The sequence below is a fragment of the Oricola indica genome, assembly GCF_019966595.1.
Taxonomy (GTDB): Bacteria; Pseudomonadota; Alphaproteobacteria; order Rhizobiales; family Rhizobiaceae; genus Oricola; species Oricola indica.
In genome coordinates, this window is record NZ_JAINFJ010000010.1 from 21,235 (window position 1) to 42,828 (window position 21,594).

The window sequence follows — 21,594 nt, forward strand, 5'->3', positions numbered from 1 at the left end:
GCTAGTTCACCGCCGCCATGAGGACATCGAGCATCTCGTCGACCGCGCGAATGATGCGTGCCGAGGCCTCGTATGACTGCTCGAGATTGATCAGAATCGCCATTTCCTCGTCGATATTGACGCCGGTGGCGGATTGCAGCGCACCGTCCAGCCTCTCATAGAGGGCGGTCTTGGAATCAGCGGCTTCCGTCGCGGTCTTGCGCAGCGACTCCAGCCATCCGAGCGACGACTCGGCATAGCCGGAGACCGAATAGATGCCGGCGATGCCCGCGCCGATATCCGTCGGCAAGGGATCGTTCATGCGCTCGGCATAGTCGATCAACCGGTCTGCATAGCCCGCGCCGCCGGTGGTGTTGGCGACATAGGCCGCGCCGTTCGCGCCGCCGTCACGCAGAAGTTCGGGATCGCCGCCAATGGAGGGGTCGAAGGCCGCGTTGACAGAGAGCGTCACGGCGATACCACTGCTCACCGTTCCCGTCGCAGGGATGGCTGGACCGCCCGCATAGGTGAAGAGGCCGGCCATAGCCGGCGCGGTGCCGCCACTTGTATCGGTTTCGGCGAAGTTCGTGACCAGACCGCGCGCGACCTCGTCGAGCTGGCTTTGCAATTGCACCGCAATGTCGTCGCGCATCTGCACCATGGCGGCGAGCGAGCCAACGGAATCGGTGTTGGCACCGTCGCCGCCGATGATCGGCACGCCGTCGATGCGGATCGCGTTGCCGGTCATGCCCGGCGAATAGGAATTCAGCGGTTCGAAGGTGACCGAGCGAGGCACGGTCTCGAACAGGGTTACCCCCTGCCCGGTGTAAAGCGCGAAGTCATTGCCGTCCCGCTGCACGACGGAGACCGGGACAAATTCGGAGATCCGCTTGAGTATCGTGTCGCGCTCGTCGAGGGCGTCATTGATGTCGGCGCCGACTCGCGTCCCCTGGATGACCTCGTCATTGACCTGCTTGAAGGACACCAGGAGATCGTTCAGCGCGGACACGGAGTTCGAGATGTCCTGATCGATGTCGCCGCGATATTCTTGGATGGCGAGCGACGCGCTGTTCAGCCCGTCTGCGACCTCCTTGGCCGAATAGACCGCCGAGGATGCGAGCAGAGTATTGGACGGATCCGACGAATAGAGCTGGAGCGCGTCCTCGAATGCGGCGAGGAGCGTTGAAGGCGCTGTCGAATTATCGGTCCCGTTGACCAGCCGTTGCAGGCGATCCGCGCCCGAACTGATGAAGGATTGCGCGGTGCTGTTGGACAAGGCGCGCAGGCTGTCGCGAAGCAGGTCCTGGTCGCTGTTGCGGCGGACATCGACGACCCGCGCGCCGTTCAGGCTGCTGACCACAACGGCGTCGCGTCGCACATAGTTCTCGTTGGACGCCTCGGTGATGTTGCGAGTCGTCACGATCGTCTGACGCGCGGTATTCATCAAGGAATTCTGCGCTGTCCTGATCGCCGCGGTGAGAGACATGGTCAGGCCACCCGAACGGTCCGGTCAATGCGCCGGCGCGCGGATCGACCAAATATGGGTAAGCGAAAGGCGACCATCATCCATCAGCGCTTGAGGTTCAACAGGACGTCCATCAGGTCGGAACCTGTCTGGAACACCTTGGAGTTTGCCGTGTAGTTGCGCTGAGACTGGATCATCTCCGTGAGTTCCTCGGCGATATCCACATTGGACGACTCGACGGCACCGGACACGATCGAGCCGTACTCGCCCTGCGCCGCGAAACCGAGCCGGATTTCTCCCGAGTCCTCGCTGGCCTGGAACACATTGCCCGAAAGCGAATCGAGCTGGTCGGGGCTGTTCACGCTCGCCACGGGTATGCGGAAAAGAGGCTGCGAGGAGCCGTCGGTATATTGCGCGTAGACGATTCCGTCGTCGCTGAAATTGACACGCTCGATCGTCGCGGGCGCGTTGCCGTTGATCGTAATATCCACGTCCACGAAGCCGGTCGAAAGCTGGGTCAGTTCCGAGAGATCGATTTCGAGCGCCGCGCCGTCCGGGACGTTGACCGTGATCGATGTCGGGCTGCCGGTGGCAAGATCGCCCGTCACCGGATCGAAGCTGATCGTTTCCGTTTGCAAGGCCGCGGAGGCATAGGGGAACGAAGTATCCGCCGCCGCATCGGCCTGGTCGTAGATCGCGACTTCCCAGGTGTTGTTCGCCGTCTTGGTGTAATAGACGTCGAGGATGACCTGTCCGCCGAGATTGTCGTAGGCGACCATCGAGGCCTTGTGCGAAAATTCGGCGCCGCTCGCGTTCGATGACGGCAGGCTGCCAGTCACGATTTCCGACGAGGACGGCAGGTTCGCTTCAAAGAGCGCCTCCGTCGAAGGGGATGCCTCAAGATCGCCGCTGTTGATCTGCACCCGCTCGAGACCGGCGAAACCGTTGACCACGACGGACGGATCGCCATTGGCGTAGCTGTAGCCCGAGAGATAGTAACCCGCGGCGTTGACGAGTTCGCCTTGCGCATTGGGCACGAAGGAGCCGGCACGCGTCAGGAAGGAGTTTCCATCGTTGTCCTGGACAACGAAGAACCCGTTGCCGTCGATCGCCAGATCGGAGGAGGAATTCGACGGCTGGAGGACGCCGTCCTGGGTCACGGCCTGGCGGACCGTGGTGACGACGCCGCCCGAATTGTATGTCCCGGTCGAGCCGTTCACCACCAGCGTCGAGAAATCGACGCCGAACCGCTTGTAGCCGTTCGTGTTTGCGTTCGCGATATTATCGGCGATCGTCGATAGCTTGCTGGCCTGGCCTTGCATTCCGGACACGCCGGTCCGCATCATTCCGTAGAGGCTCATGAGGACATCCCTCCGTTTGCATTATCGAGCGATCGTAGCCTCCAAATCTTGTCCGAACCTGCCCGCGGCTGCCGAGACCTGCTGGCGCGCCTCTTCGGCAGCCTGCTGCTGCTCGATCGACGGCGCCTCAAGTCGGTATCCGAGGAAGCGCTTGGAATCGATGATCTCGTAGCCGAGCGTCTTGCGCAGCTTCTTGCGCAGTTTCGAGATGTGGCTCTCGATCACGCACTCCTCGACGTCCTGCTCGAACAGGCCGTAGACGGCGTTGTAGATCTGGCTGCGGGTCGCGCGGCGGTCGCCGTTGGATGCCAAATATTCGAGAATGCGGCGTTCCCGGCGCGGCAGCGGAAAGCTCTCGCCATCGATCTCGGGATCGCGGCCGTCCGTATGGACCCGGAGGCGGCCGAATTCATAGGCGGAACTGCTGGTGTCCTTGCGCCGACGTATCGCCGTGACCCTGGCCAGTATTTCACGGACGTGAACCGGTTTGCGCACGACATCGTCCGCACCGATTTCGAACTGATGCAGAATATCGGGCAGCGAATTCTGTTCCAGCAGCGAAATAATCGGCGCCTTGGTGGCAGACCTGATCTGGCTGACAGCACAAAAATCCCCGTCTGTACTTCCAACCAGGAAAGCTTCAATGCTGTTTAATTCACTTGAGCAAATCGATTCCAGCCAAGCCGGAAGTTCTTTTCCCAATACTCCAAATACAGGGTAACCGATACGTTGAAACATTCCGCCGAAACCTTCTAGCACAAGGTTTCGGTCGTCGATGACGACTATCATTTATCATCCCCCGCCCGAATCAGTTCATTGTTCGGCCATTCCGGCATAACGGAGCCAAGAATCTATCCACAATCGCGATTTTTCGCGTATTGTGTAGTTCGATTTTTTCTGAGTCAAAACGAATCGGTTGATATGGCGGTCTGACTACCTGCCGCAGAAACTCTTCGCCGCGGGCGTCCAGTTTCCAACGCCCGTCGCTACCATGTTGGTGATCACGCGGCAGACATACCGTTTTTGCGCCGCATTGTTATCCGGGCCCGCGTGATAGCGCGCGACGGCCATCGACCAGGTTTTATGCTTTTGTTTCAAAGATTTGAGGAATGACGCGGCGTACATGACATTGCGCCCCGGATCGAACATCGCCTTGTCCGACGGAAAGTTCTCGCGGTGATAATAATGGTTGATCTGCATGCATCCGACATCGATCAGGCGGGCGCCATGGCGGCGTGCATCCTCGAATTCACGCATCGCATCGTCAACCGAAACGGGAAATTTCGTCTTGCCTTCAATGTTCATCGCGAAGGGATGCAGGCCGCCCTTGAGGCCCGATTCGGTCAATCCGACGGCATAAAGAACACCGACCGGAACGTCATATGCCCGCGCGGCCTCTGTGACGTAGCGTTCGCAGATGCCCTGATGCTGCACCGGGGAGGCGGCGCGGGCCTCAGATGAGAAGCCTGCCATCGTCGCCGGCAGTGCCAGCATCGCCAGAATCGCGGCCCGAACGGCCGTTCGGCAGGTCGCCCTGGGAGCGCTGGCGATTGGATTGACCGGATTCATTCGACGTATTTCCGCGATTGTCATGACCGCTCCATTGCTGGCCGGAAGTATCCCGGTTCTGGCCCGCGATCTGTTGCTGCTGGGCTGCCGTTTCGGGACGGTTGGTTGTGACACTGATTTCGGACGTCTGGATGCCGGCGGCCCGCAATGCCGACCGGATGGCGTCGGAATCGCGCGCGAGCATCTGGGCCGTCTGGTCGGATTCCGCACGGATCGACACCCGCATTTCGCCGTCCACGTAATGCAGCCGGACATTCACCGTGCCGAGTTCAACGGGATTGAGCTGCAGGCTGATCGCCCGCACCGGGCGGCCCTGACCGGAAGATGTCGCGACGACGAGGCGCGACGGCCCGAGTTCCTGGAGATCACGGGCCACGGCGTCGGCAACCTGGCCTGCGGCCGAGCGCTCGCCGCCGGTCGCTAACGGCTGTGCCGACTGGACAATCGGAACGGTCGCCGGCTTGTCGGGCGCGGATGGCTGGGCGTTGCCGTTCACCGCAGTCGAAACGCGCGGCGCGGACGGTTCGCCGCTTCGCACACGTGTTTCACCGGCTTCCGCAGCTGCCGTTTTTCCGCGCGCTGTCCCTTCCGCGCCAACGGACGGCACCGCCTCGCCACTGCGCGCTTTCGGGGTTTGAGGCGCCACTAGCTTGGAGGCCGACGCGTCGTTTTGTAGCACAGATGATACCGGGGAAGACCTTCCGGAACCCTCAGTTTTCGGGGCCGAAGGAGGAACCTTGCCATCAGCGGCAGGCTGTCCATCGTTGCGGAAAACGGGTGCGGCGCGTCCGGCGGCAGCGACCTTCTCATTGGAAACTGAGGCTTGTGCGGCCAGCACCTGAGCGGTCGGCGTCCGGTCGTTCGTCGGCTGATCCGCCCGGGAAGAGGTCTTCCCGTCGCCGACGGATTGCGGCGGCGCGGACTGCGCAGCATTGGCGACATCCGACGCGTCGATCTTGCCCTTGCCGAATACGGGTGGCACGTCGCCGCTCTTCTTGTCGGCCTCCGCCTGCCTGTCAGTGCGTGCCACGCTCTCTTCGGTGTCGGCGCCGTCCCTGCCTTCGGCGGCTTTTCCATCCGATCCGGCCTTGACGTCGGTAACCACGTCCACCGGCACTTTCGTTTGCCGGTTCGCCTCCGGCAACGCGGTGGTTTTCTCGCCCGCTTTGCTCAGGCCGTTATCCGCACTTGTCTCGTCATCCGCATCCGCGCTTTCGGCATCCTTGGCCTCAGCAGCCGCGCTTTGCGTGGGCGTGCGCCAACCGACATCGGCGAACAGCCGGTCGCGACGGGCATGTCCTGTCATGACCTGTTGCGGCTCGTCTTTCGGGGGCGTTTCCGAATCCGCTGCCTGATCGCCCGATCGCTGACCGTTCGACCCGATTCGGCCGAGCGTATCCGCGAAGTCGGCGGCCTTCCCACCAGAGGCCGGCGCTGCCGACGCCGTTCCCTTTTGCTGGAGGGCGGTGGTCGAGGCGAGCGCCGCAACGCCGTTGCCAATCATTGCATTTCCTCCAGCATCTGGTCGATATTTTCGAGCTTTTCACGCGCGCCGCCAACGAATTCGTCGAAACCGGTCAAACCCTTGTCCTGTTCCTCGTGAACGGATTCACGGAAGATCTTTTCGCCCCCGGGGACCGGCTTCGAGGGGATTGCCGCCGTCACGGTCGGCTCCGGATCGGTGACTGCCCGGGCGATCGCGATCACTGCGTCGAGAAGGTTGCGGTCGCTATCCGCCAGTTCGGACCGGTCGATGCGCTGCAGTTCGTCGGCGACCTTGTCGACATTCTCCGACGTGACTTCCGAGATACGCGCATAGAGCACCTGCCGCGCGCCGATCTCCGGATCGATTTCCGGCGCGTCGGCCATTTCCGTTTCCGTTTCGGACAGTTCGGAAATCCTGCGAACGAGTTCGGTGTTGCCCTCAACCGTGGCCTTGCGCATCAGCCGGACGGTCACCGCGCCGCGGTAGGGTTCCGGCATGAACTCGATAATTTCGATGGTTTCCGTCATGTCCATGACATCGTCCATCTCGACGACGGCGTTGACGAACTCCTGGGCGAACTGGATCGCGTAGGGCGAGGCGATGTAGCGGCGCGCGTAACGGCTCGCCACGCGCAGGAAGGAGACCGGGTCTTGCCGGCGCTTGTGGATCGTCATGAGGCGGCGCAGCGCGGCCTCCTCGACCAGCGTGCCGGGCGCCAGAAGCCGGGCGGTGTCGAAGTCGATACGCGCCTGCTCGTCGTCCTTGGTCACGAGGCCCCGGACAAGCGCGAGCGACGCGCCGAAGAGGCCGCCGATGCCGACCGGATCCACATCCTGCAGCCGCGACGCGGCAGTGCGACCCGCGCCTTTCTGATAGACCAGAACCGCGACCGCGAGACGAACGATCTCGTCGTCTTTCTGGCCGAGATCGGCGATGCGCGACTCCAGCGTCTTGGGGTTTCCGCCCGCCATCGCATAGGAAATCAACGCCCTGGCGTTTTTAGGGTCCCTGAAGGCGGCGGCCTCCATCGTGCGGAATCCCTCGTCGATCAGCTTCACCATCTCGCGCTGCATGCCGAGGGCCGACTTGTCGCCGTCGGCGATCTCGTCGTGCATCCGCTGCAGCGAGCGCACCATCTTGTAGGGTTCGAGCGCGAGCCCTTCGGCGGCCGCCGGGACGATGCCCGTCAGCATGCCGGCGCAGGCAGCCGAAAGCAGGAGACGTTGCGGCCCGGTCATCCCGTTTCGACCTCGACCATCACCTCGATGCGGCGATTTTTCGGCGAATAGGGGTCATCGGCATCGAGCAGCTTGCGGTCCGCGAAGCCCGAGATTTCACGAACACGCGTATCCTCGAGGCCGCCACGCAGCAGCATGTAATAGGCCGACTGCGCGCGCGAGGCCGACAGCCGCCAATTGTCGTAATCCTTGGAGCGGAAGGGGCGCGCATCGGTGTGGCCGTGAATGCGGATGCCGCCTGCTTCTTCGGACAGGACGTCGCCGATCTTCTCGAGCGCGATGACCAGATCGCGCGACGGAACGGCGGAGCCGATCTCGAACATGGAGATTTCGAAGGCATCTGTCAGGGAGATCAGGACTTCGCCATCGACGGCCTTCACGGACAGCTCATCAAGAACAGCCGCATCCTCGCCGAGCGCTTCCGCGAGCTTTTCGGTTATGTTGACGCGCAGCTTCTCCGCAGCGGCCTCGATGGCATCGACCTTTTCCTGCGTGGCGATGGCCTTGGCCAATTCCTCGTCGGACTTGCCTTCGATGGCTGCCGTCTCCATCGCATCTTCGCCCGCCGCATCGACCTCGGCGACTTCGGTGGTTTCGTCCGTGATGCCCATCCGAGCATCGAGTAGGTCCTGGGCGTTTTCGCCGGTTGCGGCGACCTCTTCGGCGGCTTCGGCGGTCCCGGCCTCGTCGACGCCTTCGGTATCATCGACGCCTTCCGTTTCGAATTGGCCGGCGAGTTGTCCCATATCGTTTGAGGGCCGGACTTCCTCGTTCCAGAAATTCGGCGAGAACGGGTCCATGAAGGCTTCGCCGCCCTGGGCGTCGTTGACGGCGTCATTGCCGTTGCGGCCGCCTTCTTCCTCGATGTTGCGGATCTGGCCGGGGGCCTGATGGGTGGCGATCTCATCGAGCACGGAGAAAGGATCGGCAAACAGTTGCGAATCCGTCGCCGACTGCTCCTCGACCTTTTCGGATTTCACAGTCTCTTCTTCCGGAAACTGCTCGTTGGGGGCCTGGACCTCGATTTCCTGGACGCCCTCGGCGTCATGCAGGCCCTTCACGCTTCGATTACGGTCAACCAGCTTGACCGGATTGAAGTAGCTGGCGACGGCTTTCTTGGTTTCCTCGTTGGCGGCGTTGATCAGCCACAGAACGAGGAACAACGCCATCATCGCGGTCATGAAGTCGGCGAAAGCGATCTTCCAGGCGCCGCCGTGATGGGCGTGTTCGCCCTCACCACCACGCTTGATGATGATGATTTCCTGAGCTTTTTCCTGGTTTTTCTCCTGGCCGTTCACGTCAGCGCCTCCGCTATGAGGCGATCCGCTTCGGCGAGACGTGTCGCGATCACGGTCTTGTCGATCCGTGCGACCAGATCGACGCTTTCATCCGGCATCGGATTGATCTGGGCGGCATCGCCCTCCCAGGCATTCTGGAATGCCAGCACCAGATGCTCGGGACCGTGCAGATCGAATGTTACCGCGGCAGTGTCGTCCAGAAGCCGGGCGACCATGTCGGACAGGGCCGCGACCGATTGTTCCACGAGACCTTCACGCAAGCGGCCGGCCAGAAGCGGCGCAAGTTCCGACGCCAGGGTTTCCACGATCTCCTGCTTTGCCTTTGGCAGCGATTCCTTGAGCAGCAGATCGAGCGCCTCGCGATGTGCCATCTGGAGGCGTTCGATCTCCTCGCGATGCGCCTCCTCCAGCGCGGCCTGCGCGGCTACGCCATCGGCGGCGGCCTGGTCGATATCGTCAAGGCCGGTATCCGCAGGCAAGTCACCGGCGGGGTCTTGCGGCAGATGCGGAACGAAAGCTCCGGCCGCGCCTGCCGCCGGAATGTCGTCGAGGCCCGGAAGATCGAGGTCTTCGAGCGAACCGATGCCGAGATCTTCGAGGTCGCCGATTTCTTCATCGTCTGCGAGCGGCGCGGCGGCGAACGGATCGATCTCCGTTTCGGTATCCGTCGCGGGTTCGAGGCCCATGAAACCGATCGGCATGTCGAGCGAGGAAAACTCTTCCTTCGACGCCGCCGCGTGTACGAGCGGCTCGAAACCCGGCGCGCTGTAGACCGGCGGCGCCGGTTTCTCCTCGGCGAAATCCGGCAGCAGGCTCATCAGGCTGGAGCGGGCCACGTTACGCCGCCTCCTGTCTCACCCAGCGCCGCAGGATCGAGGCGGCGCGCTCCTCGTCGAGATCGACGATCATGGTGAGGCGTTCTTCCGGCGAGGGACGCATGCGCGCCAGGAGATCGCTCTGATCGGAGGATTGCGAGGACGGCAATGGCGGCAGTTCCGGCAGGCCGTCGAGGCCGCCGATATCGTCGCTGCCATAGGACGGGCCGAGCGTGGAATCCTCCAGCGCCGGCAGGTCGTCGAGACCGGACGACGAGGAACCGGAAGGCAGCGCGGCGACGGGCGACTCGCCCCTCAGCACGTTGATCAGCGGACGCAGCCCGAGGAAGATGACGAGCAATGTCGCGCCGACAAAGGCGAGCGCGTTGATGAAGGTGCCGAGATGTTCGCCCAGAACATCCATCGCGCCGGCCTCCTGGAGCGGGATGCCGTCTATTCCTTCCATGAAGTCAACGGCCGTCACCTGCACCATGTCGCCCCGGCTGTCGGACACGCCCGCGGCTGCGACAGCCAGCTGACGGATCTCGGCGAGCTTGGCGTCGATCTGTGCGGCGTCCGCGTTTTCGCCGAGCGTTTCGGCGATGCGGGCACGATTGACCACCACGGCGATCGAGAGCCGATCGACGGAATAGCCACTGCTGACCGTGGCGATCCGCCTGGAGTTCAATTCGTAGTTCGTCGTTTCCTCGCGCCGCTCGCTGCGCTCGGACGATTGCGGTGAAGCACCGTCGCCCTGAGTCTCGTCTGGAAGATTCTCCTCGACGGATACCGGATCGCCGCCCGCCTTCTGGGACGAAGCATCCTCGCTGCGCACCACCTGCACGGACCGCTCGACGCGCGATTCGGGATCGAAGATTGTCTCCTCGACCTGGCGCTGATCGGTGTTGATATCGGCCTGGACTGAAACGCGGAAATTCATGTCGCCGAGATAGGGGGCGAGCGCCTTGTAGACGCTGTCCGAGACCTCGTTCTCGACGGTCGACTTGATGCCCAGCGTGCTGGTCGCCGTGCTGTTGAGGGGATCCTCGCCGGCGGCGAGCAAGCGGCCCGCGGCGTCCAGAACGGTAACGTTCTCGGCTTGCAGGCCCGGGACGGCGGCCGCGACAAGATGGCGGATCGAAAGTGCGCTCGATTCGGCATTGGCGCCCTCGTAGCGCACAACGACCGACGCGGTCGGGGTCTGTTCGGCGAAGCGGAAATTGCCACGGTCGGCAAGAACGATATGAACGCGCGCGCCCTTGACGCCGCGAATCGTCTGGATCGAACGCGCGATCTCGCCTTCGAGCGCGCGAACCCGGGTCACTTCCTGCATGAAGGCGGTCAGGCCGAGCGAGCCAAGATTGTCGAACAACTCGTAACCGGTGCCGGAACTGTTCGGCAGGCCCTTTTCGGCAAGGATCATGCGCGCCCGGCTGGTCTTGCCGGCCGGCACGAGGATCGACGTGCCGTCCTGATTAACGTCGTAGGAGATGCCGGCATCGGCCAACGCCATGCCCATGCGCGTGATGTCATCGCGCTCGAGGCCGACATAGATCGGTTCGAAAGCCGGACGATTGAGAAAATAGGCGGCGGCGCCGACACCGATCATCACCGACAGCCCGACCGCGACCAGAATGGCCAGCTTGCGGGCGCCCAGCGCCATCAGATTGTTCGCGACCTGCTGAAACTGCTCAAGCACTGCGGCAACTCCATATCCCCTTACGGAGATAGACCGCGAAACTTGTGTGAGAGTGTCTTGACCGTTGTCAGGCGTGCCGCCTGGCCCGACTGCCGGCCCTGGAACAAAGCAAAGCGGGCGACCCGAGGGTCACCCGCCTTGAATGGATCCGCTGCGGCTGACTTTCGCTCTTACTGGAAGAGCGACAGGATAGTTTGCGCGTTGGAGTTGGCGATGGAAAGCGCCTGCACGCCGAGCTGCTGCTGAACCTGCAGGGCCTGCAACCTCGTCGATTCTTCGCTCATGTCCGCATCAACCAGCTGGCCGACACCCCGCTCGACCGCATCCATCAGGCTGGACACGAATTGCTGCTGCATGTCGATGCGGGACTTGGCCGCGCCAAGGCTGGAAGCCGAGGTCGTCATGTCCTGGAATGCCGAGTCGACCCAGGAGATCATGTCGTCGATATCGTCATCGTCCACATTGGCGGCGGTGATATCGAGGGTGAGAACGGAAATCGTGGCCGTACCGGCGCCGGTGGTGGTCGTCGTCGTGTCGAGGATACCGGTGTCACCGGAAGCGTTGACGAGTTCCGTGGCGGTGATGTCGATGGCGATCGTCGAAACAGACACCGTGCCGTCATTGGCGCGGGTGAAGGATGAGACGATGTTCTTGGTCGCGGAGTAGTCGGCCGCGCCAGTGTCGACGGAAAGCCAGTTCTCGCCGGAGAACGATGCCGATTCCGCGATCGCGGTCAGCTGATTCTGAAGCTCTTTGATTTCCGACTGGATCTTCGTGCGGTCCACGCCGGGCTCTCGCGCGGCGACCAGTTTTTCCTTGATCTCGCCGGTAACCTCGATGGCGCTGTTCATGGCCGTGTAGGCGACGTCAACCTTCGCGGAACCGAGACCCAGGGCGTCCTGGACGGTTGAAAGCGCGTTGTTGTCGGAGCGCATCGTGGTTGCGATCGACCAATAGGCGGCGTTGTCGGATGCCTCGGCGACCGAATAACCCGTCGAAATACGAGACTGCACCATCTCGATATTCCGGGTCGTGGCTTGCAGCGACTTGAGTGCGGTCATCGCTGCCGTGTTGGTCATAATACTGGACATTGCGTGTCCCTCTCAAAATCTCGAAACAAGGGACATTCCGGGTCAGCCGGTACAGTGGCCGGGCATCATGCCCTATCGTTCGATATCCACTGTGCTTGGCCTGCAGCGTGGCCAATATGCGGTTCCATTCGCAACTAATTCGAATGTCACTCGACGCCGAACTTTCCCGGACCGGTTGGCAACCCCTGCGCTCCATGCGGATATGCGGACGCGCCCCCGAAGAGCGGGAACGGTGAAATCGCTGGAACTCAAACAGATTACCAGGCCGAAACAGGGCCACTCGGCGAAACGCGTACTAATCCAACCGGCAGGTTACGCACCGAAACTTGCGCGAGACTAATCGCCGCAAGGAAACTCAGAACACTGTCGCCGACACCCGAAGGCCTATGCGGCGGAAAACAACACTAGGATTTAAGGAAAATGCTTAACAAATCGCAAAGAAAAGGCCGCCCGAAGGCGGCCTGATCGAAAATCCAGCGAAAAACTCGCGTTTTCAGGCTCTTAGCGGAAGAGCGAGAGGATCGTCTGAGCGTTCTGGTTGGCGATCGACAGAGACTGGATGCCGAGCTGCTGCTGGACCTGAAGGGCCTGCAGGCGAGTCGATTCCTCGCTCATGTCGGCGTCGACGAGCTGGCCGACACCGCGATCGATGGCATCCATCAGGTTGCCGACGAAGTCGTTTTGCATGTCGATGCGCTTCTTGGAAGCACCGAGCGTTGTGGCAGCCTCCGTCATTTCGGTCAGGGCCGCATCGACAACTTCGATCATGTCGTCGAGTTCGGCATCCGTGGTGGTTCCGTCGATCGTGATGTCGTTGGCGCCGCCGGCAATCGAAGCAACGTTGGTGTTCGTGCCGGTCCGATCCTGGGACAGGATGCCGTTCGCGGCGGTGTCGACATCGGTGAGGACGGTGGTCGTCGTGTCGACGTCGATGGTCTCGATGGAAACATTGCCCGACGCATCACGCGTGAAGGACGCGACGACCGATTCCGTGCCTGCGGTCAGGCCTGTCGCCGTGTGCAGGTAGTTTTCACCGTTGAACGATGCCGAAGTCGCGATGCCTTCGAGCTGGGCCTGCAGCTCGGTGATTTCGGACTGGATCTTCGCCTTGTCGACGCCCGGCTCTTTCGCGGCGACGAGCTTCGTCTTGATCTCGTCCACGACCTCGATGGCCGATTCCATACCGGTGTAGGCGACGTCGAGCGTGGCAGCGCCAAGACCGAGAGCGTCCTGAACGGTACCGAGAGCATTGTTGTCGGAACGCATGGTGGTCGCGATGGACCAGTAGGCAGCGTTGTCGCTGGCGGAAGAAACCGCGTAGCCGGTCGAGATCCGGGTCTGGGTGGTTTCGATTGCTTTATTGGTGGCGGCGAGGGTCTTCAGAGCCGTCATCGCCGAGGTGTTGGTCATAATACTGGACATAGTGTCCCCTTCCCAAAAACTAACAAAGGAGGGACATTCCGGATCTTCCGGTACAGCGGCCGGGCATCATGCCCCTATCATCACGGATAGCCGATGTGACTGGCCGCAAGATGCCGGGGAAACATTAAAAAAGCATTGAGTCCGCTTTTTCTGGGAAATCCGGACCTAATTACTAATATTTATGGTAAATGAAAAGTAAATACTGTCTTTAAACGACAGACCGAACCATGCTGCCGACGAGAACGTTCCAGCCGTCGATCATCACGAAGAAAAGGATCTTGAACGGCAGGGACACGACGGACGGCGGCAACATCATCATGCCCATCGCCATGACGATGGTGGCGACGACGAGGTCGATGACGAGGAACGGAAGAACGACGAGAAAGCCGATCTCGAAGCCGCGCCGGATTTCCGAGATCATGAAGGCGGGCACGACGACGCGGATATCGATGTTCTCATCGACGGTCACCGTCTGGCCGCGCTCGCGGGCAAGATCGGCGAAGAGCTTAAGGTCCTGATCGCGCACATTGTTGAGCATGAACTCGCGAAATGGCTGCGCAATGCGGGGGAACGCCTCCTGCTCGGATATCTCTTCGTTGACCAGCGGCTGAACGCCATCGCTCCAGGCACGGTCGAAAACCGGCGCCATGACGTAGAAGGTCATGAAGAGCGCAAGGCTGACCAGGACGATGTTGGCCGGCGTCGTTTGCAGGCCGATGCCGGACCGCAGGATCGAGAAGACAATGACGAACCGGGTAAAGCTCGTCACCATGATCAACAGGCCCGGCGCGACCGCGAGTACGGTCAGCAGACCGAACAGCTGCACGATGTAGCCGCTGGTCTGGCCGGTCAGCCCCTCGGGGAGGGCAAAGCCCGGCTGGTTCTGCGCAAGGGCCGGAAACGCAACCAGCGCCATCACGACAGCAAGAAGGACGGCGCAGCGTCTCATTCGAGGATCAGCGAGCGGACCAGCACCCGCTTGACGCGCCCTTCGGTGCGGATAGCGGCACGTTCCTGCAGATCCTCGATCAGGTGCTGATAGCCGCTTCCTCCTCGCAGATTATAGAGTTTCATCGTGTGGACATAGGCGAGGATATCCTGATGAACCTCCATCGCGAGTTCCTGGTCGGCCTTCTCGGTAAAGACCAGTGACAATTCCATGCGAATCCAGGCATCCGACGGATCGACAAGGTTGGTGGTGATCGAGGGGATGTCGACGACGACATATTCATGTGCCGGTTTTCCGGAATCGGCACTTTCCGCGCCGTGACCGGACGCCGGGGCGCCATGCCCGCTTTCGCCGCCACCGGAGGCGGCTCCGGCTCCACCGTCGCCCGCCACGTCAGAGGACGGGAACGTCGCCGGTCCGATCATCGTCGCGCTGACGCCAAATCCCGCGCCGGCCGCGACAAGCGTGATGACCGCGCACGCGATCAGGAACGCGACCATGGAAGGTCCGCTCTCGCTGTCCGTCTGGTGTTCAATGGTTGATGCCATCGCCGCGCGCCGTCAGAAGGGAAGATAGAGATCGAGCGCCTGCTGGCCGTAGGGCGGCTGCTGCACCTCGGTGATCCGGCCCTTGCCGCCATAGGAGATGCGCGCTTCGGCGATGCGATCGTAGTTGATGGTGTTCGCCGGCCCGATGTCGGAAGGCCGCACGATGCCCGAGATCGTCAGAACACGCATCTCGGCATTGACCCGCACTTCCTGGGAGCCCTGGATCAGAAGGTTGCCATTGGCCAGTTCATCGACGACGACGGCGGCCACCGACAGATCGATGGTTTCCGCCCGTGTCGTGCCGCCGGACCCGGCGAAGTCGGTCGAGGAGTTCATCGAGGCGTCGGCGGAGAGGGCGCCGGTTATCGCGTCGGTGCCGTATCCGGCGCCCAGCCCTATCTTCTTGTTCGCGGTGCGGTTGCGCGCGCTCTGATTGTCCAGCTTCGCGCGGTCGTTGATCGCGATCTTGATGGAGACGATATCGCCCTTGGCGACGGCGCGGTGCGCGGTGAACAGGCTCGCGGCGCGATCGTTCCAGACCGAGTAGCGATGCCCGGATGGCTTGGCGGGATACTCAGTCGGCTTGACGACCATCTGATCGGCCGCCAGATCGCCGCCGACCGGCGACAGCGCAGGCGTCTTGCCGATTTCGCGCGGATGGGTCGCACAGCCGCCGAGCGCAACCGCCCCGGCCAACAAAAGAAGAAGCACCGGCCTCATTTCCGCGTTTCTCCCTTGTCGGCGACGGCCGCCATGATCACGGCCACCAATGCGGCGCGGTCGGGCGACATTTCGTTGAGGATCGTTCCGGCCGTTCGCGCACTCAGCTTGGTCAGCAACGCGGCCGTCAGTTCGCCGGGCAGTTTCTCCATGCGCTGCGCGGCGGCATCCGGGCGCATCTTCGCAAAGACCTCGACGAGGCTTTCATTGGCCGCGTCGGAAAAGCGCTCCCGCTTCTCGACCCATTGCTGAAGTTCGGCCCGCTTCTTTTCGAGGACGACGATGCGATCCTCGATTTCCGTCTGCAACGCCTCAAGTTCCTCGCGCTGGATTGCATAGCGGCGCTCGCGGGCAGCATCTGCAATGTTGGAGCAGAAACGCTGGATTTCATCCGAACTGGCGCGCGGCGGCGGCGCATCCAGCAAGGTCGGCAACGAAGATTGCGCCGATGCGGGCGCGGCAAACGCCAGGATCGCGGCTGCCGCGAAGGCCGGTCCGATGTGGAACGCGCCGGGTTTCATGGAATTCGGGCATAGCCGGGTCATTGAACCACCACTTCGGCCTGCATTGCGCCGGCGCTCTTGATCGCCTGCAAGATGGCGATGATGTCGGTCGGACCGACGCCGAGCCGGTTGAGCCCTTCGACCAGATTCTGGAGGTCGGTGCCGTCGACGGTTCCGAGCTGCGTACCCACCTCGGAGACGTCGATGAAGGTGTTTGGTTCGACGGCGGTTTCGCCATCCGAGAACGGACCCGGCTGGACGACTGTCGGTGTCTCGGTGACCCGGACCGTCAGCGTGCCATGGCTGATCGCCACCTTCGAGATGCGAACATCCTGACCGATAACCACGGTTCCGGTGCGCTCGTCGAGCACAACGCGGGCCGGCGAAGCCGTCTGCACCGTCAGATTCTCGATCCCGGCGATGAAACGCGCGGCGGAGATGTTCTTCGGCTTGGTGATCGCGATGGTGCGCGAATCGATCTCGCGGGCCGGGTTCATGCCGTATTGCACGGTACCGAAGCTGTTGATCGCGTCGGTGATGGCGATCGCCGTGGTGAAATCGGGATTGCGCAGTTGCAGGGTCAGCGCGTGTTCGGCGGAGAAGTCTGCCTCGACCTCCCTTTCCACGATCGCGCCGCCGGAAATGCGTCCGGCGGTCGGCGTTCCGCGCGAAACGGTCTCGGCCTGGCCCTGGGCCTGGAAACCGGAGATCGAGACGGGGCCCTGAGCGACGGCATAGATCTCGCCATTGGCGGCGCGCAGCGGCGTCATCACCAACTGGCCGCCGCCAAGCGACGTCGCGTCGCCGAGCGAGGAGACAGAAACGTCGATACGCGAGCCCTGGCGGACGAAGGCCGGCAGGTTCGCGGTCACGATCACCGCGGCGATGTTCTTCAGGCGCGCCCGGCCCTCTGCTGTCGCGATGCCGAGATTGTCGAGCATCGAGCGCATCGATTGTTCGGTAAACGGCGCGTTGCGCAGGCTGTCACCGCTGCCCTGAAGGCCGACGACGAGACCATATCCGACAAGCTGGTTGTCGCGCGCGCTTTGCAGCGTGGCTATATCCTTGACGCGCGACTGCGCCCAGGCGGCGGGCGCAGTGACGGCGAGCATGGCGAGCATGAGAACGAGGCGTTTCATCGCGCCTCCACGAGCACGTCGCCATCCGGCATCACAATGCCAGTGACGGTGCGGCCGCTCGAAATGTTGCGCATGCGCACCGGCTTGCCGAAGCCGGCGGACTGAAGGGCGACCGCATCCATCGCGATAGTCAGCGATCCCTTTCGATAGTAAATCGTTGCCGTCTCGCCGGCCTCGACCGCATAGGCCTCGCGCAGCGCGCTCGGCGCGATCAGCCGGCGCGGGAGGATGGTTTTCGCGGCAACCATGCCGATCACCTCTCCGGCGTCGTGAATGGCGACCGTGCCACGGCGCAACGGCTTGCGCAGCCGCGTCTCGACGACAGCATCGGCGGGAACGGTCTGGCCCGGATAGATGACGCGATTGACGGTGATGACAATGTCGGCGTTTTCCGAAGCGGTCGCGGGACCGCTCCAGACCAGCAGCGCCGCCAGGACGGCGACAACAGTGCCTTTCCACCGATCGATCATTCTAGCGCAACCCGGTCGAGACGACGCTGGCCATCTGGTCGGCCGCCTGGATCACCTTGGAGTTCATCTCGTAACCGCGCTGGGCGGCGATCAGTTCGGTGATTTCCTTGACCGGATCCACATTGGATGCCTCGAGATAGCCCTGTTCAACCGTGGCGAAGCCGGGATCGCCGGGAATGCCGACCACCGGTGCGCCCGACGCTTCGGTCTCGGAGAACAGATTGCCGCCGAGCGGCTTCAGGCCGGCGTTGTTGGCGAATGTCGAAAGCGTCAACTGCCCGATATTCTGCAGGGCGACCTGGTCCTCGAGGCGTGCGAAGACCTGGCCCGTCTTGTTGACGATGACTTCCACGGACCCCTCGGGGATCGTGATCGCCGGCGTCACGAGGAACCCGTCGACCGTGACCAGCTGGCCGAGCGCATTCGTATTGAAGGCACCGGCGCGAGTGTAGACGGTTTCGCCGGCCGCGCCCTCGACCTGGAACCAGCCCTCGCCGGTCAGAGCCATGTCGAAGCGGTTGCCGGTGCTGGTGAGCGCGCCCTGAATGTGAACGTTGCGGATGGCGGCGGTGCGGACGCCGAGGCCGATATTGGCGCCTTCGGGAATCACGGCCTGGTTGCCGCTGTTCGGCGTGCCGGCCAGCCGCTCCGTCTGGTACAGCAGATCGGAAAACTCGGCGCGGGCGCGCTTGAAGCCGGTGGTGTTCACATTGGCGATGTTGTTCGCGATGACCTCAAGATTGGTCTGCTGCGCGGTCATGCCGGTGGCGGCGATGGACAGGGCCTTCATGGCTTACTCCTCAGATTTGCATCCGGCTGACTTCAAGAAAGGCAGTCACGATCTTGTCGCGGATGGATATGGCCGTCTGCAGTTTCTGCTCGGCACTCATGACGGCGTCGGTGACATCGCGAATGTCGGCCTCGCCGGACAGGGCCTGCAGCGAAATGCGCTCGGCGCCCTGCAACTCGCCGATCGTGCCCTGCGCCACGTTCTGCAGCGTCTCGGCGAAACTTGGCCCGGTCTGCCGCACAACCGATGTTGCCGACGCGGTCGTTCCGGTTTTGCCGGTGGAAGCGAGGGAGCTCAGAGCCCCAATGGTAAAATCGACTGCCATCAGCGCGCCCTCATCAGGTCGATCGTCATCGAGATCAGGTCACGCGCCTGTTTCAGAACCTGCAGATTGGCCTCGTAGGATCTGTTGGCATCGCGCATGTCCGCCATCTCGACGAGCAGATTGACGTTCGGAAACTTGACGAAGCCTTCGGCATTGGCGGCAGGGTGGGCCGGATCGTATTCCAGCTGGAAATCGCTCAGGTCGCGCTGCACATTGCTGACGCTGACCTCGGCGGTATTGGAAGCGCGATCCACTTCGGAGGCAAAGGCGACAACCTTGCGCTGGTAGGGATCGCCGCCCGGGATATTGGATGTCGACTGGGCGTTGGCGATGTTCTCGGAGACGACACGCAGCCGAACGTTTTCGGCGTCCAGCCCCGATGCGGCTACCTTGATGGCGGAACTGAGATAATCCATTACGACCCCTTCGCCGTCATCAGGATCATGCGGTGAAATGCCGATACGATCGCTGTGTTCATCTCATAGGCGTGGCGGATCTCGCTGGACTTGACCAGTTCGTCCTCCATCGAGACGGACTTGCCCGATGTGGTCAGGCCGGTCGGTTCTTCATCGAGAACCCGGAAGCCGCCATTGTCCTGCTGGTTACCGAAATGCACGGAGTCGGTTGCCGCCAGCCGCACGGACTGATTGGAGACCGCAGCCTCGAACGGCTCGACATCGACCGCGCGATAGCCTTGCGAGTTGGCGTTGGCGATGTTGTTGGCGACCGTTGTCTGACGCAGCGAAAGCCATTTCGCCTGGGTCGAGGCCAGCTTGAAAAGATTGACGGCGTCCATGTCGTATCCTTCTCTCGGAGGGACACTAGTGGCCGTTTCTTGCGTGTGCCTTGTCGCAGTCCGTTTGTCGGTCAGTCCGGCCGCAAAATCGTCTCGCGCGAGGTCACGATGTACCAGCCCTTTTCATCCTGCCGAAAGGCTTCGGCGATCGAGCCGTCGGGCAGGCGCGACATGGCGCGCACCAGGTAGACCCCGCCGGCGTCGCCAACCAGCGCACGCGCGCCGTCGACCGCCAGCACCTTGAAGGTCTTGATCGCCTCCGGAAAGGGCTGCTCCGGTTCGACCGTGCGAACCTGGGTGCGGTCCACCTTGCCGGTCGTGACCGGGTCGAGGACCTGCCGCGGCAGCCGTGACGCGACGCGGTCAGATGTATCCGTCTCGCGAACCGGCCCGCGCGGTGACTGCGCGACAATCTCCTCCTCCGGAATCACGCCGCCACGCGAGAATGTCATGCGGGGCGGCCCGTATGAATCCGGATGGAGATAGACATGCCACGGAAACAGAGCGGCGGCCGTGCCGAGACACAGGCCGATCGCGCTCAATATGTAGTCTGCCGGCTCCATGTCGGTAAACCAGCGGCGGCGTTGCTTCTTAGGTCTTGCCATCGTCTCTCATTCGGTCTGCCAGTGCGGCGAAGGGGTCGCTGTCGGGCGGGTCGGCGACGGACTGGGTCAGCGCGTCATAGATACGCGGCACCGCCATCACCGCCTGATCGAGGTCGGGATTGGTGCCCTGCTGCCAACCGCTCATCATGCGCAGGTCACGGGTTTCCTCGAACAGCGAAATCATCGCGCGCAACTGGCCGACCAGCGAGCGCTGCTGTTCGCTCCACGCCTTGTCGGCGAGCCGCGATACTGATCCGAGCGGATCGACGGCCGGAAAGCGGCCGCGATTGGCGATCGCGCGCTGCAGGACAAGGTGCCCGTCGAGGATGCCGCGCAAGGTGTCGGAGACCGGATCATTGTGATCGTCGCCATCGACGAGAACCGTCGCGACGGCGGTGATCGAGCCGCCTTCGGGCCCGCCGGGTCCGGCCCGTTCCAAAAGGCGCGGAAGGTCGGTGAAGACCGAGGCCGGATAGCCGCGCGACACCGGCGGCTCGCCCACAGAGATCGCGACCTCACGCAGCGCATGGGCAAACCGGGTCACCGAATCGAGCAGCAGCAGGACCCGCTTGCCGCGGTCGCGGAACCATTCGGCGACGTCCATTGCGCTCGATGGCGCCCGTCGGCGCATGATCGCGCTTTCGTCACTGGTCGCCACGACCGCCACGGCTTTCTTCATGCCGTCCGGACCGAGCGTGTCCTCGAGGAATTCGCGCACTTCGCGGCTGCGCTCGCCGACAAGCGACACGACGACGACATCGAAGGCGTTTGCCCGCGCAAGCATGGCGAGAAGCCTCGATTTGCCGACGCCCGACCCCGCGAAAACTCCGAAGCGCTGGCCAATGCAAAGCGGCGTGAAAATGTCGATCACGCGCACGCCGGTACGGAAATGCTCGCCGACCCGGCCACGCATCATCGGCGAGTGACGTTTGCTCTCGACCCGTCCGGTATCGGATGGAACCAGCGGCCCCATGCCATCGACCGGCTCGCCGAGCGCATTGACGACCCGCCCGAGCCATCCCGCGTCGGGATGGACCTGAACTGGGCCCTTGTGCATCACCGCATCGTTGATCGAAAGCGCGTTGGCGTTGCCGCAGGGTGCGATCACGACGCGGCCCGGCTCGATCTGCACCACTTCGCCGCGCGTCGCGCGGGCGCCGCGCCCGATCGATACGAAATCGCCCAGTGCCGAATAGCCGGCCATACCCTCGGCGACGACGACATTGGGATTGATCGCCGACACGATCCCGCCGCGTTCCAGCGGCCGGGTTTCAACGCCGGACGATTCAATGGCGTGGCGCAGCCGGACAAGAGCATTCATGCCGA

Annotated in this window: 23 protein-coding genes; all 23 read right to left on the minus strand. The window is 62.7% G+C overall.

Translation table 11 applies throughout. The annotated features are described in order from the left end of the window. Nucleotide 1 precedes the first annotated feature (1 nt). Nucleotides 2–1,465 carry a flagellar hook-associated protein FlgK gene (flgK, locus tag LC343_RS19950; protein ID WP_223478938.1) on the minus strand — a complete coding sequence of 488 codons (1,464 nt, stop codon included), beginning with the start codon at nucleotides 1,463–1,465 and terminating at the stop codon, nucleotides 2–4. An 83-nt stretch (nucleotides 1,466–1,548) separates the two neighbouring features. Beyond that, nucleotides 1,549–2,805 (minus strand): flagellar hook protein FlgE, encoded by a 1,257-nt coding sequence (locus LC343_RS19955; RefSeq protein ID WP_223478939.1) that lies wholly within the window; start codon nucleotides 2,803–2,805, stop codon nucleotides 1,549–1,551. A 21-nt stretch (nucleotides 2,806–2,826) separates the two neighbouring features. Continuing rightward, entirely contained in the window at nucleotides 2,827–3,594 is a 768-nt protein-coding gene (locus LC343_RS19960; protein ID WP_223478940.1) for a response regulator transcription factor, read from the minus strand. A 144-nt stretch (nucleotides 3,595–3,738) separates the two neighbouring features. After that, nucleotides 3,739–4,299, minus strand: a complete 561-nt coding sequence (locus LC343_RS19965; protein ID WP_223478941.1) for a transglycosylase SLT domain-containing protein — start codon at nucleotides 4,297–4,299, stop codon at nucleotides 3,739–3,741. Beyond that, nucleotides 4,259–5,878 carry a flagellar hook-length control protein FliK gene (locus tag LC343_RS19970; RefSeq protein WP_223478942.1) on the minus strand — a complete coding sequence of 540 codons (1,620 nt, stop codon included), beginning with the start codon at nucleotides 5,876–5,878 and terminating at the stop codon, nucleotides 4,259–4,261. The genes LC343_RS19965 and LC343_RS19970 overlap by 41 nt, the downstream gene beginning before the upstream one ends. Then, entirely contained in the window at nucleotides 5,875–7,098 is a 1,224-nt protein-coding gene (locus LC343_RS19975) for a chemotaxis protein (RefSeq protein WP_223478943.1), read from the minus strand. The genes LC343_RS19970 and LC343_RS19975 overlap by 4 nt, the downstream gene beginning before the upstream one ends. Then, on the minus strand, nucleotides 7,095–8,396 hold the full coding sequence (locus tag LC343_RS19980) for a MotB family protein (RefSeq protein WP_223478944.1): 1,302 nt from the start codon (nucleotides 8,394–8,396) through the stop codon (nucleotides 7,095–7,097). The genes LC343_RS19975 and LC343_RS19980 overlap by 4 nt, the downstream gene beginning before the upstream one ends. Further along, a complete protein-coding gene (locus LC343_RS19985; protein WP_223478945.1) occupies nucleotides 8,393–9,232 on the minus strand; it encodes a hypothetical protein in 840 nt (279 codons plus the stop codon). Before LC343_RS19985 ends, LC343_RS19980 begins: the two co-directional genes overlap by 4 nt. Nucleotide 9,233: 1 nt before the next feature. Further along, nucleotides 9,234–10,910 carry a flagellar basal-body MS-ring/collar protein FliF gene (fliF, locus tag LC343_RS19990; RefSeq protein WP_223478946.1) on the minus strand — a complete coding sequence of 559 codons (1,677 nt, stop codon included), beginning with the start codon at nucleotides 10,908–10,910 and terminating at the stop codon, nucleotides 9,234–9,236. A gap of 170 nt (nucleotides 10,911–11,080) precedes the next feature. Continuing rightward, nucleotides 11,081–12,001 (minus strand): flagellin N-terminal helical domain-containing protein, encoded by a 921-nt coding sequence (locus tag LC343_RS19995; RefSeq protein WP_223478947.1) that lies wholly within the window; start codon nucleotides 11,999–12,001, stop codon nucleotides 11,081–11,083. Between the two features lie 501 nt (nucleotides 12,002–12,502). Beyond that, nucleotides 12,503–13,423, minus strand: a complete 921-nt coding sequence (locus LC343_RS20000) for a flagellin N-terminal helical domain-containing protein (protein WP_223478948.1) — start codon at nucleotides 13,421–13,423, stop codon at nucleotides 12,503–12,505. Between the two features lie 208 nt (nucleotides 13,424–13,631). Continuing rightward, the gene (gene fliP / locus LC343_RS20005) at nucleotides 13,632–14,372 is read right to left on the minus strand and encodes a flagellar type III secretion system pore protein FliP (RefSeq protein ID WP_223478949.1); all 741 of its coding nucleotides are present in this window, start codon (nucleotides 14,370–14,372) and stop codon (nucleotides 13,632–13,634) included. Then, complete coding sequence (locus tag LC343_RS20010) at nucleotides 14,369–14,920, minus strand: flagellar basal body-associated FliL family protein (protein WP_223478950.1); 552 nt, start codon at nucleotides 14,918–14,920, stop codon at nucleotides 14,369–14,371. The genes fliP and LC343_RS20010 overlap by 4 nt, the downstream gene beginning before the upstream one ends. Before the next feature lie 12 nt (nucleotides 14,921–14,932). After that, nucleotides 14,933–15,640: a flagellar basal body L-ring protein FlgH gene (flgH, locus tag LC343_RS20015; RefSeq protein WP_223478951.1), complete on the minus strand. Its 708-nt coding sequence runs from the start codon at nucleotides 15,638–15,640 to the stop codon at nucleotides 14,933–14,935. Continuing rightward, on the minus strand, nucleotides 15,637–16,185 hold the full coding sequence (locus LC343_RS20020; protein WP_223478952.1) for a MotE family protein: 549 nt from the start codon (nucleotides 16,183–16,185) through the stop codon (nucleotides 15,637–15,639). The genes flgH and LC343_RS20020 overlap by 4 nt, the downstream gene beginning before the upstream one ends. Then, nucleotides 16,182–17,264, minus strand: coding sequence for a flagellar basal body P-ring protein FlgI (locus tag LC343_RS20025; protein WP_223479047.1), 1,083 nt, complete (start codon nucleotides 17,262–17,264; stop codon nucleotides 16,182–16,184). Before LC343_RS20025 ends, LC343_RS20020 begins: the two co-directional genes overlap by 4 nt. Before the next feature lie 14 nt (nucleotides 17,265–17,278). Then, entirely contained in the window at nucleotides 17,279–17,752 is a 474-nt protein-coding gene (flgA, locus tag LC343_RS20030; RefSeq protein ID WP_223478953.1) for a flagellar basal body P-ring formation chaperone FlgA, read from the minus strand. A gap of 1 nt (nucleotide 17,753) precedes the next feature. Then, a complete protein-coding gene (gene flgG / locus LC343_RS20035; RefSeq protein WP_223478954.1) occupies nucleotides 17,754–18,542 on the minus strand; it encodes a flagellar basal-body rod protein FlgG in 789 nt (262 codons plus the stop codon). A 10-nt stretch (nucleotides 18,543–18,552) separates the two neighbouring features. Then, a complete protein-coding gene (fliE, locus tag LC343_RS20040; protein ID WP_223478955.1) occupies nucleotides 18,553–18,867 on the minus strand; it encodes a flagellar hook-basal body complex protein FliE in 315 nt (104 codons plus the stop codon). Continuing rightward, the gene (gene flgC, locus LC343_RS20045) at nucleotides 18,867–19,283 is read right to left on the minus strand and encodes a flagellar basal body rod protein FlgC (RefSeq protein ID WP_223478956.1); all 417 of its coding nucleotides are present in this window, start codon (nucleotides 19,281–19,283) and stop codon (nucleotides 18,867–18,869) included. The genes fliE and flgC overlap by 1 nt, the downstream gene beginning before the upstream one ends. Further along, nucleotides 19,283–19,663, minus strand: coding sequence for a flagellar basal body protein (locus LC343_RS20050; RefSeq protein WP_223478957.1), 381 nt, complete (start codon nucleotides 19,661–19,663; stop codon nucleotides 19,283–19,285). Before LC343_RS20050 ends, flgC begins: the two co-directional genes overlap by 1 nt. Before the next feature lie 71 nt (nucleotides 19,664–19,734). Further along, complete coding sequence (locus tag LC343_RS20055; RefSeq protein ID WP_223478958.1) at nucleotides 19,735–20,268, minus strand: hypothetical protein; 534 nt, start codon at nucleotides 20,266–20,268, stop codon at nucleotides 19,735–19,737. Then, entirely contained in the window at nucleotides 20,255–21,589 is a 1,335-nt protein-coding gene (locus LC343_RS20060) for a FliI/YscN family ATPase (RefSeq protein ID WP_223478959.1), read from the minus strand. Before LC343_RS20060 ends, LC343_RS20055 begins: the two co-directional genes overlap by 14 nt. Between the last annotated feature and the right edge of the window lie 5 nt (nucleotides 21,590–21,594).

Excerpts from the sequence above, each read along its gene's own strand:
- flgK (WP_223478938.1), bottom strand. The coding sequence starts at position 1,465 with ATGTCTCTCACCGCGGCGATCAGGACAGCGCAGAATTCCTTGATGAAT.
- LC343_RS19955 (WP_223478939.1), bottom strand. The coding sequence starts at position 2,805 with ATGAGCCTCTACGGAATGATGCGGACCGGCGTGTCCGGAATGCAAGGC.
- LC343_RS19960 (WP_223478940.1), bottom strand. The coding sequence starts at position 3,594 with ATGATAGTCGTCATCGACGACCGAAACCTTGTGCTAGAAGGTTTCGGC.
- LC343_RS19965 (WP_223478941.1), bottom strand. The coding sequence starts at position 4,299 with ATGCTGGCACTGCCGGCGACGATGGCAGGCTTCTCATCTGAGGCCCGC.
- LC343_RS19970 (WP_223478942.1), bottom strand. The coding sequence starts at position 5,878 with ATGATTGGCAACGGCGTTGCGGCGCTCGCCTCGACCACCGCCCTCCAG.
- LC343_RS19975 (WP_223478943.1), bottom strand. The coding sequence starts at position 7,098 with ATGACCGGGCCGCAACGTCTCCTGCTTTCGGCTGCCTGCGCCGGCATG.
- LC343_RS19995 (WP_223478947.1), bottom strand. The coding sequence starts at position 12,001 with ATGTCCAGTATTATGACCAACACGGCAGCGATGACCGCACTCAAGTCG.
- LC343_RS20000 (WP_223478948.1), bottom strand. The coding sequence starts at position 13,423 with ATGTCCAGTATTATGACCAACACCTCGGCGATGACGGCTCTGAAGACC.
- fliP (WP_223478949.1), bottom strand. The coding sequence starts at position 14,372 with ATGAGACGCTGCGCCGTCCTTCTTGCTGTCGTGATGGCGCTGGTTGCG.
- LC343_RS20010 (WP_223478950.1), bottom strand. The coding sequence starts at position 14,920 with ATGGCATCAACCATTGAACACCAGACGGACAGCGAGAGCGGACCTTCC.
- flgH (WP_223478951.1), bottom strand. The coding sequence starts at position 15,640 with ATGAGGCCGGTGCTTCTTCTTTTGTTGGCCGGGGCGGTTGCGCTCGGC.
- LC343_RS20020 (WP_223478952.1), bottom strand. The coding sequence starts at position 16,185 with ATGACCCGGCTATGCCCGAATTCCATGAAACCCGGCGCGTTCCACATC.
- LC343_RS20025 (WP_223479047.1), bottom strand. The coding sequence starts at position 17,264 with ATGCTCGCCATGCTCGCCGTCACTGCGCCCGCCGCCTGGGCGCAGTCG.
- flgA (WP_223478953.1), bottom strand. The coding sequence starts at position 17,752 with ATGATCGATCGGTGGAAAGGCACTGTTGTCGCCGTCCTGGCGGCGCTG.
- flgG (WP_223478954.1), bottom strand. The coding sequence starts at position 18,542 with ATGAAGGCCCTGTCCATCGCCGCCACCGGCATGACCGCGCAGCAGACC.
- fliE (WP_223478955.1), bottom strand. The coding sequence starts at position 18,867 with ATGGCAGTCGATTTTACCATTGGGGCTCTGAGCTCCCTCGCTTCCACC.
- flgC (WP_223478956.1), bottom strand. The coding sequence starts at position 19,283 with ATGGATTATCTCAGTTCCGCCATCAAGGTAGCCGCATCGGGGCTGGAC.
- LC343_RS20050 (WP_223478957.1), bottom strand. The coding sequence starts at position 19,663 with ATGGACGCCGTCAATCTTTTCAAGCTGGCCTCGACCCAGGCGAAATGG.
- LC343_RS20055 (WP_223478958.1), bottom strand. The coding sequence starts at position 20,268 with ATGGCAAGACCTAAGAAGCAACGCCGCCGCTGGTTTACCGACATGGAG.
- LC343_RS20060 (WP_223478959.1), bottom strand. The coding sequence starts at position 21,589 with ATGAATGCTCTTGTCCGGCTGCGCCACGCCATTGAATCGTCCGGCGTT.